The following is a 15,587-nucleotide window of genomic DNA, read 5'->3' on the forward strand; positions in this document are numbered from 1 at the left end:
CAAAAAAAACAGACCTGCTGTATGGAAGGAGGAATTCATGCAAGCAGATGGTGGATGCACGAGACATCCTTGCACCCTTTTAAATTCCTATCCTGAGCCCTGCACCGGCCGCCTTCCGGTGCCGCGCCGATGACGGGGCTCATTCTCCAGTTTGGCACGAGCCGCTTCCTTCAGGCTCATGTGGATTTGTTCTTGCACGAAGCGCGGGAAGCTGGTCAGGACGTACCGTCAGTCGTCATCGTGCAGACCTCGGGGTCGGCAGAACGGGCCGGCCGCCTTGCGGCCTTTTCCGATCCGGCGGGCTTTCCTGTCATCATCCGCGGCCTTGAGAACGGCGCGACCGTCGAGCGGCGCCTGGCGGTGAAAAGTGTGTCACGCGGTCTTTCGACCGGCCGCGACTGGGCCGAGGTCGTGGACCTTTTCGCAGAAAAGGCGGATTTCGTCCTCTCCAACACCGGTGATGCCGGCTATGCGGTCACCCCTGGCGAGGCCTCCGCAGGCCTCGAGGCTGACGCGCCACTTGCATCCTTTCCCGGCAAGCTCGCCCAGCTTCTCTACGCGCGCTGGCAGCGCGGCGGACGGCCGCTGACGGTGCTGCCCTGCGAACTCGTTAACCGCAACGGGCCGGTGCTGAAGGCTATCGTGCGCGATCTGGCGGCAACGGCCAATGCGCCTGCGGATTTCATGTGCTTCCTCAACCGGGACGTGCTCTTCGCCAACACGTTGGTCGACCGCATCGTCTCTGAGCCGCTGGAGCCTGCCGGCGCGGTGGCGGAACCTTATGCACTCTGGGCGATCGAGCGTTCGCCGGGTCTGCGCTTGCCTTGCGAGCATCCCTCCATCGTGCTGACGGACGATCTCGAACCTTATGAGCGGCTGAAGCTGCACATCCTCAATCTCGGCCACAGCGTACTTGCCGATATCTGGCAGTGCGAAGGACGACCAGCGGATGAGACCGTGCGCGCCATCCTTGCCGATCCCACCGTCGCTCCGCGCCTCGAGGCGATCTACCGCGACGAAGTCCTGCCCGGGTTCACTGCACGCGGTATGGAGGATGCCGCACGCGCCTATGTCGCCACCACCATGGACCGATTCCGCAATCCCTATCTTGACCACCGCATCGCCGACATCGCCGCCAACCATGCGCTGAAGGTCGAGCGGCGTATCGCCGCCTTCCTCGATTGGACCCACACACATGCCCCGGTCCTTTCCTCCATCGTTTCCCGGCAGAAGGGGACGGCATGAGCTATACGTTCGACTTTTCGGCCCTCCTGCCCTATTGGCCGGCCTTCCTGCAGGGCGTCTGGCTGACGCTAAAACTTTCGGCGCTCGCTACAGTCTTCGGTTTCGTGGTCGGTACGCTCTGCGCCATCGCACGGGCAGACGGCCCTTCCTGGCTGAAAATTGTAGTGGCGATCTATGTCGAGACGATCCGCAACACACCGCTGCTGGTGCAGATCTTCCTCGTCTATTTCGGCTTCGCCTCGGTGGGCCTCAAGGTGACGGCGAATACGGCAGCCGTCGCGGCCCTTGTGGTCAACGTCGGCGCCTATACCTGCGAGATCGTGCGGGCTGGCCTCGAATCCATCCATAAGTCACAATTGGAAGCCGCCGAATGTCTGGGCCTGACACGCACGCAAACCTATTGGCATGTCATCATTCGCCCAGCAATTGAGCGGGTCTATCCAGCACTGACCAGCCAGTACGTGCTCCTGATGCTCGCCTCATCGATCACCTCGCAGATTTCCGCCGAGGAACTGACAGCGGTGGCAAATCGCATCCAGTCGGATACGTTCCGCTCCTTCGAGACCTATATCGTCACTGGGGTTCTCTATATCGTCTTGTCCTTCGTGGTGCGAATGGCGTTCGTCCTGTTCGGCCTCGTCATCTTCCCTCGCCGGCGCAAGCTCGGCACGGCCGTTTGAGGAGAAGCAGGACATGTCGCTCACGCCCATCCATATCCAATTCATAGCCGTCGGTGCGCTCTGGACCATCGGCCTTTCGGCTATCGCCTTCATCGGGGGCTCCATCATTGGCTTCGCACTGGCGCTTGCCCGGATCTCGCCAAGCCTGCTCGTGCGGCGGCTTGCCAGCGGCTATATCCAGCTCCTGCAGGGCACGCCGCTGCTCGTCACGCTCTTCCTGTTTTATTTCGGCCTTGCCGTCGTCGGCTTCGATAGCCTGCCGGCTATCGTCGCGGCCGGTCTCGGCCTCGTCGTCTACTCCTCCGCCTTCCTCGCGGAAATCTGGCGCGGCTGCCTGCAATCCGTGCCGAAGACCCAGTGGGAGGCGGCCGAATGCCTGGCCCTCACGCGCTGGCAGCGCATGACGCGGGTGATCCTGCCACAGGCCATGCGCATTGCCACGGCGCCGACAGTCGGGTTCCTGGTGCAGATCGTCAAGAATACCTCGCTCGCCTCGGTCGTCGGCTTCGTCGAACTCGCGCAAGCCGGCAAGCTCGTCAACAACACGATCTTCGAGCCCTTCACGGTGTTCATTATCGTCGCCGCCTTCTACTTCGTTATCTGCTACCCCCTCTCGGCCTGGAGCCGCCGCCTGGAAAGGAAACTCAATGTCGGCCGTCGTTAGTGTCAGCAACGTGCACAAGAGCTTTGGGGCCCTGCCGGTTCTGAAGGGGGTAAGCTTCGAAGTCGGCGCCGGCGAGGTGGTCGCAGTGATCGGCGCGTCGGGCTCCGGCAAGTCAACGGCGCTGCGCTGCATCAACGCGCTCGAAACCATCGAAAGCGGCGAGATCACCGTCTGCGACCACAAGATTCACGACGCGGCGCTCGACCGACGAGCGTTGCGGCGAGACGTCGGCATCGTCTTCCAGAGCTACAACCTCTTCCCCCACCTTACGGTGGCACAGAACATCATGCTCGCGCCGACCTGCGTGAAAAAAATGGGCAAGGCCGAGGCCCGAACTCTCGCCGAGCAGGTGCTGGCGAAGGTCGGTCTCGGGGAGAAGGCGGACAATTACCCCGAGCAGCTTTCCGGCGGCCAGCAGCAACGTGTCGCCATCGCCCGCTCGCTCGCCATGCAGCCGAAGCTGATGCTGTTCGACGAGGTAACCTCGGCGCTCGACCCGCAACTCACCGGCGAGGTGCTGCGCGTCATGGAGGACCTCGCCCGCGGCGGCATGAGCATGATCCTCGTCACCCACGAAATGGCCTTCGCCCGCAAGGTGGCGAGCAAGGTGATCTTCATGCATCAGGGCAAGGTCTGGGAGACCGGCCCGGGGTCGATGCTCGGCAATCCGCAAACGAAGGAACTCTCCGAGTTCCTCAGCAACGACCTCTAATCCATAGAAAGATCTCAAGGAGGAGATTAAGTAATGAAACGCAGAACCCTGATGACCAGCGCTTTGGTGCTCGCCCTTTTTGGTGCGGCCCCGGCGGTAGCCATGGCCGACACGCTGAGCGACATCAAAACACGCGGCACACTGCGCGCAGCCATCGACCTCGGCTCGCCGCCCTTCGGCATGCAGGACGCCAACATGCAGCCGACGGGCTCGGAGGTGGAAAGCGCCAAGCTGCTCGCTGATCATCTTGGCGTGAAGCTCCAAATCGTCGAGGTGACGAGCCCGAACCGTATTCCCTTCCTGCTCACCAACAAGGCGGACGTGGTCATTGCCTCGCTTTCCATCAGTGACGAGCGCAAGAAGGTGATCGACTTCGCCGACCCGCATGGCGTCATCCAGATCATCGCTGCAGCGCCAAAATCTATCGCAATCAAGGGATTGGAGGACCTCAAGGGCAAGGATGTCGCCACGACCCGCGGCACCACGAACGACAAGGAGGCAACGACCCAGGCGAAGGGAGCCAACATCGTACGCTATGACGACGACGCAACGCTCGTCACCGCGCTCGTATCCGACCAGAACAACATCATGATCTCCGCACCGCAGATCATGAACGCCGTCAATGAACGGCGAACAAACGACCCGTTGGAGGTCAAGTTCGTGCTCAAGGTGAACCCCTATGCCGTCGGTCTGCGTAAGGGCGACGACGCGCTGAAGGCAGCGGTCAACGACTGGGTCAAAACAGATCTCGCCAACGGCAAACTGAACGCGATCTATAAGAAGTACAACAACGTCGACCTCCCGGCGGAAATGCCGAAGCCATAAGCGAATAAAGCGGGCGGCCGGCTTTCGGTCGCCCCGATACGTCCCGCTCATGCGGTCTGTTTCTCGATGAAATGGAAAGCGAGGGGATTTTTACGACAAGTCGGCGGCCGTCTGATGACGCTGCCCTCCCCTTCAGAAAATCAGGAAGATCCCCATGAAAGCGCTTCTCTGCGAGGAACCCGGCCGTCTCACGCTTGTCTCCCGACCTGCCCCGCAGCGCAGCGAGGGCGAGGTTCTCGTCCGCATCCGCCATGTCGGCATCTGCGGCACGGATTTTCACATCTTCGCCGGCAAGCATCCATTCCTGGACTATCCGCGCATCATGGGCCACGAACTTTCCGGCACGGTAGCGGAAGCACCGGAAGGTAGCCGCCTCAAGATGGGCGAGCCCGTCTATATCGTGCCCTACCTCTCCTGCCATGCCTGCCACGCCTGCCGGAAGGGACTGACGAACGCCTGCCAGTCGATCCGCGTGCTGGGCGTGCATTGTGACGGCGGCATGGCCGAGTATGTCTCGGTGCCCGAGGCCAACATAGTGCCGACGGGCGGTATCGCGCTCGACGATGCGGCGATGATCGAATTCCTGGCGATCGGCGCGCACGGCGTCAAGCGCGGCGCGATCGCCGCCGCCGACCGCGTGCTCGTTACCGGCTCCGGGCCGATCGGTATGTCAGCCATTATCTTCGCCAAGGCACGCGGGGCGAACGTGACCGTCATGGACACACGGGCCGATCGCCTCACCTTCGCCACCGATCGGCTGGGCGCCGACGCCGCGATGCTTGCTGACGCATCCGCCGAGGCGGAGGCAAACCGCCTGACCGGCGGCGACGGCTTTGACGTGGTGATCGACGCGACCGGCAATGCTGGACCTATCGAACGCGGCTTCAGGTTCCTTGCCCACGGTGCGCGCTATGTGCTGCTCTCCGTCGTACGGCAGGACATCACCTTCTCCGATCCGGAATTTCACAAACGGGAAGCGACGCTTCTCGCTAGTCGCAATGCCCAACCGGACGATTTTGCCGAGGTGGTGCGCCAGATCGAGGCGGGTCGCGTGCCGACCCGCGCGCTCAACACGCATCGCGGTCGCCTGGAAGACGGCGCAGGGCTGCTTGTAGAATGGGCTCGTCCCGAAGCAGGTGTGATCAAAGCGATCTTGGATGTCTGAGGCCACGCAGGATAAACTCACCTTAAATCAAATGCGCAACTGCAATGTCAGACGGCCAGCCGACACATCGGAGATTTGAAATATTGCTACAATATCAGCTATTTCGCTGATGTTCGGAATATCTATTGCTGCTGACCGTCTCAAAGATCGAGATCGGAATTTGCTTTTTCGACGACGCCCACGTGGGCAATATGGCGATGTGCAATCTCTATGTGTGATTTTTCTGAGCCATGCGGAGAATCGGATCCTTGGGGCATTCTGGGCTGCAGTCATGTGCGGAAGCAGGTGGAACTGCCGGAAGACCATGCGGATGTTGACGTGCCCCCAATAAATTAGACCATTTGGAACTGGAATTTTCCACTTATGATCCCTGAAGGGAAGAAGAGGAGAATTCGATGAAGGCCTCGAAGTTTTCGGAAGCGCAGATTGCGTTCGTTTTGAAGCAGGCAGAGGACGGAACGCCAATCGGCGAAGTCTGCCGCAAGGCAGGGATTTCGGACGCGACGTTTTACAACTGGCGCAAAAGATACGCCGGCCTGATGCCCTCGGAGATGAAGCGTCTGCGGCAGCTCGAGGAAGAGAATGCGAAGTTGAAGCGGATCGTAGCGGACCTGTCGCTAGACAAGGCCATGCTTCAGGACGTGCTGTCAAAAAAGCTCTGAGGCCTGCCCGCAAGCGCAAGCTTGTCGACACGGTCAAGGCGGACTGGAAGGTCTCGGTCCGGCGCGCATGCGCGGTTCTGAAGATCGACCGGTCGCTCTATGTCTACAAGTCCAGGCGCGGCGAGCAGGCCGAACTGAAGCTAAAGATCCAGGACATCTGCCAGACACGTGTGCGCTACGGCTACCGCCGTGTCCATGTCCTTCTCAAGCGTGACGGATGGCCCGTCAATCCGAAGCGAATCTATCGCCTTTACAAGGAGATGGACCTGCAATTGCGCAACAAAGTCCCCAAGCGGCGGGTGAAGGCGAAGCTATGGGCCGATCGCACGGAGCCGACCCATTCCAATCATGTTTGGGCAATGGACTTCGTTCATGACCAGTTGGCCACGGGCCGCAAGATCAGGGTTCTGACGGTTGTCGATACCTTCTCGCGCTTCTCGCCGACGGTCGATGCCCGCTTCAGCTACAAAGGCGAAGACGTGGTCCAGACGCTTGAACGGGTATGCCGGCAGGTCGGGTATCCAGCATCGATCCGTGTCGATAATGGCAGCGAATTCATCTCGCGCGACCTCGACCTGTGGGCCTACCATAAGGGCGTGGTGCTCGACTTCTCCCGGCCTGGCAAGCCGACCGACAACAGCTACATCGAGAGTTTCAATGGTAAGTTCCGCGCCGAGTGCCTGAACGGCCACTGGTTCATGAGCCTTGACGACGCACGGGCAAAGATGGAGGATTGGCGTAGAGATTATAACGAGTTCCGGCCACATAGCGCGATCGGCAATAAGGTGCCGATTTCGCTCATGAACGGCTCATCGGCATCCCCGCCGACCTGAGCCTCAACCCCGGAAAATTCCAGCTCTCGCTGGCCCAACTTCGGGGAGCACTTCAAAAACCGCCGGGGCTCTAATCGCCGTTGGATGAAAGTTCAGTGGCATGTATGGACGCGTGGCAAGGGGCAAGTTGGTGTTTCTGACGGATTGGTCGGGTGCAGGCATGTATTCGGCCTTTGAATGCGGCGTGTTCATGCCGCTGGCCCTGATGTAGTCCGCGGATCGGATCCCAGACAGGTCAACGCGCTTTCAAGCGGCACCCACTGATCGGGTTTGTCCGATCCCGGCTCGACCGTTCGCCATCACGCCATCAGCACCTCACCAGTTTCTGCATCCTCTGTGAGCATTCAAACGGCGGCGGTCGCCTCAAAGCGCCTGCCCGTCGTCATCAACGCCCAGACGATCCGCGCCATCTTGTTTGCCAAAGCAACAGCGACGACGTTGTACGGCTTCTTCGCCAGAAGCTCGGCAGCCCAACGCGTCGGCGCCGTTTTGCCGTTCCGGCTGAAGCGGAGGACCGCGTGCGCCCCGACGACGAGAAGCCGGCGGAGATAAGGGTCGCCTTGTTTGCTGATCCTTCCGAGGCGGTCCTTGCCACCCGATGAGTTTTGCCGCGGCACCAGGCCTATCCATGCCGCCAGTTGTCGGCCGGATTTGAAGAGCGACGCGTCGGTCACCGTTGCGGCAATTGCGCTGGCAGTGATCGGGCCAATTCCAGGGATCGCCTCAAGGCGGCGGCTCAGTTCGTTCGAGCGATGCCAAGCATGAATTTGGCGATCCAACTCGCTGACCTTCTCGTGCACCTCCCGCAACTGCCCGATCAGTGGAAGAAGCGCGGACCGCGCAAGCGGCGGGATCAGATCGTGATCATCGTCGTCGACCAACGCCATCAGCATTCCGACGCCGGCAAGGCCCTGTCGCGTTACGATGCCGAACTCCGCCAAGTGGCCGCGAAAGGCGTTCACCAGCATTGTCCGCTGCCGGATCAAAAGCTCGCGGACCCGATGCAGCATCAGCACGCCCTGTTGCTCCTCGCTCTTCACTGGAACAAAGCGCATCGTCGGCCGCGTCACCGCCTCGCAAATCGCCTCAGCATCCGTGGCGTCATTCTTCTGCCGCTTCACGTATGGCTTGACGTAAGATGCCGGCATCAGCCGAACCTCGTGACCCAGCGCCATAAGAACCCGAGCCCAGTGGTGTCCAGTCGCGCATGCCTCGATTCCGATCAGGCATGGCGGCAATGCTTTGAAGAATCCAACGACATCGTCGCGGCGCAGCTTGCGGCGGCACACGATCGCGCCAGCACCATTGATCCCGTGAACCTGAAATACATGCTTGGCGATATCCAGACCAATTATGGTAATCTTCTCCATGGACGGCTCTCCCTTATGTGACTTTCGACAGCCACACTTTGGCACATTGCGATGCCGGGAGCGGAGGCCGTCCACCACATCAGGTCACTGACGTTCGCTCAGCAAAAACAAATCACCCATCACGGTCTCCTTCCAGAAACCGTGAATCACATCTCAAACAAAATTAATAGGTCCTGAGCCTAGCTTCTCATCAGAGAGAACGGTTCGGCGACACGCAAGTACATCACCTGGTTAAAATCTGCCTGGCACGTGGGGGCCAGGTTACTGGCACCCACTGGTAAGAAGAGTTATTCGTGTGTCTTGCCCTCAAAGTCCAAAACGCCACCGAGCGCCACATATTTTTGTCCATCGAACTGGTAGAGCTGGAGCGCTTCGACGGGGTAGATGTCGGAGCCTTCCTTGGTCGTCATTGTGATGCCTTGTTGGAGCAATGGGTTCTTCCACCCCTGCATGTTATGGACAACTTTCATCAGCTCTTCGCGGGTGGGTTCCTTGAGCTTTTCGAGAGATTGGATGAGCGCATCGCCTATAGCGTATCCAGTCTGGCCAATCGTATTGGCGAAGACGAAGTTCACCTTGGCTGCCTTGATTGCATCGAGATAGTGATCAATGCCTTCGTCACCGGACTTCTGATCGCTGATAATCGGCTTGAGGAAGTCGGAGGTGATAATGCCCTTGGCATTGTCCAGTCCCACGGATTGAAGGACCGGGTATGCTGAAGAAAGGTTGGTCACGAGAGTCAACGGCTTCCAGCCGCTTTCGGACTGGAAACGGATCGCCTCGCCCCCCTGGCGTGGAGCGGCGATGATCACCAGGGTATCGGCGCCGGAAGCTTTCAGAGTGTTGAGTTGGGTTTCGACTGTGGGATCTTGTGACGTCACGGGTTGACGTTCGATCACTTTGACGGCGGAGCCCTCGATTGCCCGGTCGAAAGCCTTCATGAAGGTCTGGCCGGTTTCCGTGTTCAGATACAGAAATGCGACCTTCGCGTTGGGCTTATTCGCCTTGAGGTATTCAGCGAAGGAATCCGCCTCAGTCGAGAAGGAAGGCACGAAGCCGACTTCCCATTTGGGAGCGTTCAGGGAAACGACACCGGAATACATGAAGACGTTCGGCACCTTCTTCTGGGTGATGTAACGGCCGATCGCCAGATTGTTTGGCGTTGCCGCGGTGCCGACGAGAGCAAATACCTGGTCCTTCTCCACCAACTTGCGGACATTCGCCAAGGTACGCTGGGGATCAAGGCCATCGTCTTCGACGATGAGATCGATCTTACGGGTCTTGCCATCGCCCATTTTGACGCCGCCTTCGGCGTTGGCCTGTTCGACCCGCGCGCGGATTCCTTCGGCGACACCGCCGACGACCGCGACCGGTCCCGTGAGCGGTCCGGTGACCCCAATTTTAATGGTGTTGTCGGTGACGCCCGGCGACGGTTCCGCAGCATTGGAATTGCTTGCTGCGAGCAGTGCCGCGACAGCCAGCGGCATTGCGCATCCTTTCAGTAAAGAGATAAATCTCATATCAGTTCCTCCCTTGTTTCAATTTGGCGTCGGCTACTCGCCATCCTCCGAAAAGTCATCGAGAGCCATTTTTCGATGAAGCCAGTGACCCCGTTGCGCGCGACCATCATGATCAGGATCAGCGCGAGGCCGTAGATCAGATTGCCGAGGCTCAGGTTGATGTCAGATGTCCAGGTCGGGACGAAGACCATGAACAGACCGCCGAGAAACGCTCCGACGATACTGGTGACGCCGCCGACAATGCTGCCGATCACGATGTTGATGGACAGGATTGCCAGGAACGACTCCGGGCTGATGAAGCCGCTGATGATGCCGAACACACCACCGCCGAGTCCGGCGAGCGCCGAACTTGCGGCAAACGCCCAAAGGCGGGTGCGTGTCAGGTTGATGCCGAGCGCCTGGGCAATTTGTGGATTATCCCGCTGTGCCCTAAGAGAGCGCCCGTTGTCGCCGAAGAGCATCAGCGAGACGAGCAGGGCACCGACGCCCGCGCAGGTCAGCGATATGATATAGAGCCACAGTTCGGGTCTATCCGACAGGAAAGTCGGAGCTTCGGGGGCTTCGATCGGAAGCCCTGACACGCCGCCGGTCAGGCTTCCCATCTTGAGCAGCAATTGTGGGAACGCGGCCGCGATGCCGAATGTAACGATGGCCAATTGCAAGCCCTGAAGCCTGAGTGCTGGAAGGCCGATGATCAGCCCAATCGCGGCCGCCACCGCGGCTGAGGCCGGCAGCGTCAGGAGCGGCGAGATGCCGTAAGTGGCGTTGAGGATCGCGGTGACGTAAGCGCCGACGCCGAACAGCGTTCCCTGTGCAAGGCAAATCTGCCCGGCGAACCCCATCAGCAGGTTCAAACCAAGGATGGCGATGGCGTAGGCGATGGCAATCGCCACTTGCTGAAGCGCGTATCCCGGTGCAAAGACTGGGATCAGGATCGCGACGATCGCGAAGAGACCGAACTTGAGAGCGGCCGCGCGGAATCCATCATTCATAGCTTTGTCACCTTGTAGGAACCGAACAGGCCAACCGGCTTCACGAGCAGGATGACCAGTGTGAGGGCGATCGGCACGGCGATGCGCATATCGGCGCCGATGAACGAGAGGTAGCTGGCACCCAAGCTCTCGGCGACGCCGACGGCGAGGCCGCCGACGATTGCGCCAAGCGGACTGTCCCAGCCGCCGAGCGTCGCTGCAGCGAGCCCGTAAAAGAGAATTGGCGTCATCATTGTCGGGCTGAGGAACAGGCGGGGGGCAATGAGGGTGGCGGCAAGCGCCCCGATGACAGCGGCAAAGCCCCATCCCAACATCAGCATGCGTTCGACGTTGACGCCGACAAGCACGCTTCGAGCATGGTCGAAAGCCGCAGCGCGCATCGACAGGCCAAGCCTGGTGAACCGGAAGATGAAGCCCATCGCCAAAGCAATAATAAGAAGGATCGTTAGCGTGCCGATGGCGGAAGAGAGCACGCGAACCTCGCCGATATCGAAGCCACGGTCAGGAAAAAGGCTCGGGAACGAAAGCTGTTCGGCGCCCCAGATCCACATGCACGCTGCCTGGAAGAGGACGAGGATGCCAAGGGTGATGACGACGATTGCTTCCACCGGAGCGCTCATCATCGGCCGGATGATCAAGCGGAAAGTCACAATCCCAATACCAAACGCCACGACTAGGCTCGCAAGGACGGCAAGCCAGAGCGGCGCACCCCATTGCATCAACTGCCAGGCAACATAGGCGGAAAAGGTCGCCATCTCGCCCTGGCCGAAGTTGACGACGTTGGTTGCCCTGAAGATGAGGACGAGCGCCAGCGCCAGCGCCGCATAAATTGCGCCCGTGGTCAGGCCACTGACGACGAGCTGGAAGAAGAGGCTCATCAGGCAACTCCCAGATAAGATTTCTTGATGTCTTCGTTGCCGATCAGCTCGTTGGCCGCACCGCTCGCGACGATCTGGCCGGCCTCGATAACGAAGGCCCGATCGGCATATTGAAGGGTGATGTCGACATTCTGCTCGACCACCAGCAGCGTCATGCCGTGCCCCTGGTTGAGCGTCTTGAAAATCGCCAGGATTTCCTGAGTGATCGAGGGGGCGAGACCGAGCGATGGCTCGTCGCACATCAGAAGCTTCGGTCGGGACATGAGCGCGCGGGCAACGGCCAGCATCTGCTGTTCCCCGCCGCTAAGATTTCCCGCAAGCTGGCCGCGCCGTTCGCGCAGACGCGGAAATGTCTCGTACCAGCGTTCCTTGTCCTCCCTCACTTGCGATCGGTTGGACACGATCGTCGCTCCGAGCGACAGGTTCTCATCGACCGTAAACTCGGAGAAAGTCCCTCGCCCCTGGGGTATGTGAGCGATGCCGAGTGCGAGGCGCTTCTGCGCCACGATCTTGTCGAGCGCTTTTCCAGCAAAGGCAACCGAGCCTTTGAATGGGAGCAGTCCGGAAATGGCACGCAGCAGCGTCGTCTTCCCAGCCCCATTGGAGCCAAGCAGGGCGACAAACTCGCCTTCGCCCACTGAGAACGAACAGTCGAACAGCGCCTGCGTCTTGCCATAGAATACGGAGAGGTTTCTGAGATTCAGCGTCATGCTGCCTTCCCGAGATAGGCGGCAATCACCGCGTCGTTGGATTTGATTTCGGAAGGGGTGCCCTCGGCCAAGTTGCGGCCCAGGTGCAGTACAACGATTCGGTCGCAAAGGCTCATGACCAGCCCCATGTGATGCTCGATGAGAAGAATGGAGAGGTTCCGCTTGCGTCTGATACCATCGACGAGCGACCCGAATTCGTGGACTTCGCCGTGCGTCAACCCGCCGGCAGGTTCGTCAAGCAGAAGAATTTTAGGCTCGGCGGCAAGCGCGCGAGCAATCTCCATGCGTTTCTGCAGGGGATAGGTAAGTGAGCCGGCGATGCGCGGGGCGAGTTCGGCCATGCCGACCTCTTCAAGCACCGCCATTGCCTTTTCGCGCGCGAACCGTTCCACAGCCCTTACTTGGGATGGAGTGAAGATCGCTTGAGCGAACTTGCCGCCAAACCGATGATGCGCCCCGAGCATGACATTCTCCAGAACGGTCATCGAGGCATAGATGCCAAGGTTCTGGAAGGTCCTCGCGATGCCCATTCCGATCATCTCGCGCGAACCGACGCCTTCGAGCGGCTGGCCGTCAAGCGTAATCGATCCGCTTGTGTAATTTACAAGCCGGGTCGCCGCGTTGAGAAAGGTCGATTTGCCTGCGCCGTTCGGCCCGATCAAGCCACAGATTTCTCCTGCCTTCACGGAAACCGATACATTGGTCAGGGCCTTGACGCCGCCAAATTGCACGGAGACATCCCGCGCCTCAAGCACAAGGCGCACCTCGGCGATGCTGCTGTTGCTCACTGATTTCCTCCCTTCCGAAGCGGTCTCTCCACGGCTTGTCCATTTCTCTTGTTGACAGCCAACCCCGCTTTGGATACCTATCCGTATCCGAAGACGTTTCGGTATGTCAAGCATCAATCGCGTGGCGATTGCTCCAAAGAAACGTCCTGAGAATGCATGTCGTCGGGTTGGAGAACATGGCGGCGGGATAAGCGAAAACCCTGCCAAACAGAGTGAGGGAGGAAATCAATGACGGGAACGCACACTGAACTGACGGGCGAAAATCTCTATAGGGATCCCTATCCCGTTTACGCGAGGCTGCGCGCAGAGGAGCCTGTAGCTTTCTTCGAAGGGACGAAAGAATATTTCATTACGCGGTTCGATGACTGCCGCACGATCGGCGGCAACGACAAGGTGTTCGGGCCGTCGGGTTCGGCGGACCGCCCGGAAGCCCGCGTCATGGGCATGCCGAACGTCCTGACCATGTCTGGCGAAGATCATCAGTGCCTCCGCCTGGGCATCGACGAGAATCTCACGCAGGAACGCGTGCGCTCGTTTGTCGAAGGCCTGACACGCCCGGTCGTGCAGCGCTATATCGACTCAATCAAGAAGAATGGTGAGGCGAACCTGACGACCGAACTCTTCGAGCCGATCTCGGTGCGCTGCATTGGCGACGTCATCGGCCTGACGGAGACGCCAAACGAAACGCTCGTCGAGTGGTTTCACGCGATGGCGCTGGGCCTGCAGAACGTCAGCAATGATCCTGCCATATGGAAGCGACTGGACGACGCGCTTGCCGACATCGACAAGCAGATGGGCGATCTTTATCAGGCGTGCCTATCGAGGCCCAACCACTCGCTGCTCAGCCATGTCATGTATGGCGGCATGCCAAAGGGCGAGGTTCGAAGCTGGGAGGAGATTTCTCCGACCATGCGCGTCATTATCCTTGGCGGTCTCCAGGAACCAGGCCACGCAGCGGCGAACGCCTGCACGGGTCTTCTTTCAAATCCCGACCAGGCGAAGCTTATGGCGGAGCAGCCGCAGGAAAACGCGATGCGCGCCTTTGACGAGGGTCTGCGCTGGATCGCTCCGATCGGCGTAACGCCGCGCATCGCCAGAGAAGATTTCGAGGTCGCCGGTACGGTTATCCCTGAGGGATCATCCGTCGCTATCGTCATGGGGTCGGCCAACCGCGATGAGACGCGTTTCGAAGACGCCGACCGCTTCGACATGTTCCGCAAGAAGAAGCAGCACCTGTCCTTCGGCTTCCGTCCGCACTTCTGTTCCGGTCACTTCCTGTCCCGTGCGATGGGCGAGATTGCGCTGACCGAGGTGTTCCGGCAGTTGCCCCATCTTCGTCTCGATCCGATGCGAGAGGTCAAGGGCAAGGGCTGGCGGTTCCGTGGCATATCCGACCTCCCCGCGAAGTGGAATGCGTGATGTCGCTGATCATCGACTGCCACGGCCACTTCACGACCGAACCGCCGGAGCACCACGCCTTCCGCGCGGCGCAAGTCGCCTATGCGGAAGGAAAGTCTTCCGAGCTCCCGGTCTATCCGGGAATACCCGACAAGCAGTTGCACGACATCATTGAGGCGAACCAGCTTAAAATTCAGCGCGAGCGCGGCTCGCACGTGACGCTGCTCAGCCCCCGCGCGTCCGGTATGGGGCATCACGTGCCGGGCCTATCGGTCGCCAAGGAGTGGTCGCGCCTGTCGAACGACAATGTTGGCCGGATCGTCGACATGTTCCCGGATAATTTCGCGGCCGTCTGCCAGCTTCCCCAGACAGTCGATGGCGACCTGTCTGATGTCATCGAAGAGTTGGAGCGCTGCGTCGGAAACGGCTTTGTGGGCTGCAATCTCAACCCCGACCCGTCAGGCGGGCGTTGGAGTGCCCCGCCGATCTACGATCCATGGTGGGACCCCATGTGGGAGGCGATGGTCGCCCTCAGGGTCCCCGCGATGATCCATGTTTCGAGCTCCTGCGAGCGCTGCCTCCATATGACGGGCGCGCACTACATCAACGCGGACACGGCGGTGTTCATGCAGTTGATTCAGGGAGATTTGTTCGAGCGCCACCCGGAACTCAAGCTCATCATACCGCATGGCGGCGGGGCCGCCCCTTACCACTGGGGTCGCTATCGCGGCCTGTCAATCATGCTCGAAAAGCCCGGCCTCGACACGCATCTTATGAACAATCTGTTCTTCGACACCTGCGTCTATCACCAGGCGGGCATCGATACGCTCTTCCGCGTCGTCGACACCAAGAACATCCTGTTTGGCTCCGAGCTGCTCGGCGCTGTGAAGGCGACCGATCCGGAGACCGGGCACCCGTTCGACGACACCAAGAGATACATCGATCATCTTGCACTCGACGACAGTCAGAGACAGGCGGTCTTCGAAGGAAATGCGCGACGGGTCTATCCGCTTTTGGACGAAAGATTGCGTGGGCGCGGACTTTGAAGCCCAGAGCAGTTCCAGGAAAAGTGCGCAGCGGTTTTCCGTCCGGAACGCGTCAAAACAAAGAGATAGAGCGGGAAAGCGTTTCCGTGAAACGTTGAC

At 59.9% G+C, this 15,587-nt stretch carries 15 protein-coding genes; 9 read left to right on the top strand and 6 right to left on the bottom strand.

Annotation, left to right across the window (positions count from 1 at the left end):
* Positions 1 to 129: 129 nt before the first annotated feature.
* The 7 genes from QA646_RS24830 to QA646_RS24860 all read left to right on the top strand — a co-directional run bounded on the left by QA646_RS24830 (position 130) and on the right by QA646_RS24860 (position 6,786).
* Positions 130 to 1,245, top strand: coding sequence for a mannitol dehydrogenase family protein (locus QA646_RS24830; protein ID WP_283059394.1), 1,116 nt, complete (start codon positions 130 to 132; stop codon positions 1,243 to 1,245).
* Entirely contained in the window at positions 1,242 to 1,925 is a 684-nt protein-coding gene (locus QA646_RS24835) for an amino acid ABC transporter permease (protein WP_283059395.1), read from the top strand. Before QA646_RS24830 ends, QA646_RS24835 begins: the two co-directional genes overlap by 4 nt.
* A gap of 13 nt (positions 1,926 to 1,938) precedes the next feature.
* Positions 1,939 to 2,589, top strand: a complete 651-nt coding sequence (locus QA646_RS24840; protein WP_283059396.1) for an amino acid ABC transporter permease — start codon at positions 1,939 to 1,941, stop codon at positions 2,587 to 2,589.
* Entirely contained in the window at positions 2,573 to 3,301 is a 729-nt protein-coding gene (locus QA646_RS24845; protein ID WP_283059397.1) for an amino acid ABC transporter ATP-binding protein, read from the top strand. Before QA646_RS24840 ends, QA646_RS24845 begins: the two co-directional genes overlap by 17 nt.
* 33 nt (positions 3,302 to 3,334) lie before the next feature.
* On the top strand, positions 3,335 to 4,126 hold the full coding sequence (locus QA646_RS24850; protein ID WP_283059398.1) for a transporter substrate-binding domain-containing protein: 792 nt from the start codon (positions 3,335 to 3,337) through the stop codon (positions 4,124 to 4,126).
* A 154-nt stretch (positions 4,127 to 4,280) separates the two neighbouring features.
* On the top strand, positions 4,281 to 5,291 hold the full coding sequence (locus QA646_RS24855) for a zinc-binding alcohol dehydrogenase family protein (protein ID WP_283059399.1): 1,011 nt from the start codon (positions 4,281 to 4,283) through the stop codon (positions 5,289 to 5,291).
* Positions 5,292 to 5,686: 395 nt separating this feature from the next.
* A protein-coding gene (locus tag QA646_RS24860; RefSeq protein WP_283059400.1) for an IS3 family transposase occupies positions 5,687 to 6,786 on the top strand; the annotation gives its coding sequence in 2 pieces (ribosomal slippage) (positions 5,687 to 5,939 and positions 5,939 to 6,786; 1,101 coding nt in all).
* A 344-nt stretch (positions 6,787 to 7,130) separates the two neighbouring features.
* Here QA646_RS24860 and QA646_RS24865 read toward each other — a convergent pair.
* The 6 genes from QA646_RS24865 to QA646_RS24890 form a co-directional block, all read right to left on the bottom strand.
* Positions 7,131 to 8,156 carry an IS110 family transposase gene (locus QA646_RS24865; protein WP_283059401.1) on the bottom strand — a complete coding sequence of 342 codons (1,026 nt, stop codon included), beginning with the start codon at positions 8,154 to 8,156 and terminating at the stop codon, positions 7,131 to 7,133.
* 287 nt (positions 8,157 to 8,443) lie between these two features.
* Positions 8,444 to 9,643, bottom strand: coding sequence for an ABC transporter substrate-binding protein (locus QA646_RS24870; RefSeq protein ID WP_283059402.1), 1,200 nt, complete (start codon positions 9,641 to 9,643; stop codon positions 8,444 to 8,446).
* 29 nt (positions 9,644 to 9,672) lie between these two features.
* The gene (locus QA646_RS24875) at positions 9,673 to 10,668 is read right to left on the bottom strand and encodes a branched-chain amino acid ABC transporter permease (RefSeq protein WP_283059403.1); all 996 of its coding nucleotides are present in this window, start codon (positions 10,666 to 10,668) and stop codon (positions 9,673 to 9,675) included.
* Positions 10,665 to 11,546, bottom strand: coding sequence for a branched-chain amino acid ABC transporter permease (locus tag QA646_RS24880; protein ID WP_283059404.1), 882 nt, complete (start codon positions 11,544 to 11,546; stop codon positions 10,665 to 10,667). Before QA646_RS24880 ends, QA646_RS24875 begins: the two co-directional genes overlap by 4 nt.
* A complete protein-coding gene (locus tag QA646_RS24885; protein WP_283059405.1) occupies positions 11,546 to 12,256 on the bottom strand; it encodes an ABC transporter ATP-binding protein in 711 nt (236 codons plus the stop codon). Before QA646_RS24885 ends, QA646_RS24880 begins: the two co-directional genes overlap by 1 nt.
* Entirely contained in the window at positions 12,253 to 13,044 is a 792-nt protein-coding gene (locus QA646_RS24890) for an ABC transporter ATP-binding protein (RefSeq protein WP_283059406.1), read from the bottom strand. The genes QA646_RS24885 and QA646_RS24890 overlap by 4 nt, the downstream gene beginning before the upstream one ends.
* 228 nt (positions 13,045 to 13,272) lie before the next feature.
* On the opposite strand from QA646_RS24890, the gene QA646_RS24895 reads away from it, so the two are divergent.
* Complete coding sequence (locus QA646_RS24895; RefSeq protein ID WP_283059407.1) at positions 13,273 to 14,463, top strand: cytochrome P450; 1,191 nt, start codon at positions 13,273 to 13,275, stop codon at positions 14,461 to 14,463.
* Positions 14,464 to 14,468: 5 nt separating this feature from the next.
* Positions 14,469 to 15,488, top strand: coding sequence for an amidohydrolase family protein (locus QA646_RS24900; protein ID WP_283060554.1), 1,020 nt, complete (start codon positions 14,469 to 14,471; stop codon positions 15,486 to 15,488).
* Positions 15,489 to 15,587: the final 99 nt, after the last annotated feature.

Origin of the sequence: Rhizobium sp. CB3090, from assembly GCF_029714285.1 — a bacterium.
In the GTDB taxonomy this organism is placed as follows: Bacteria; Pseudomonadota; Alphaproteobacteria; order Rhizobiales; family Rhizobiaceae; genus Rhizobium.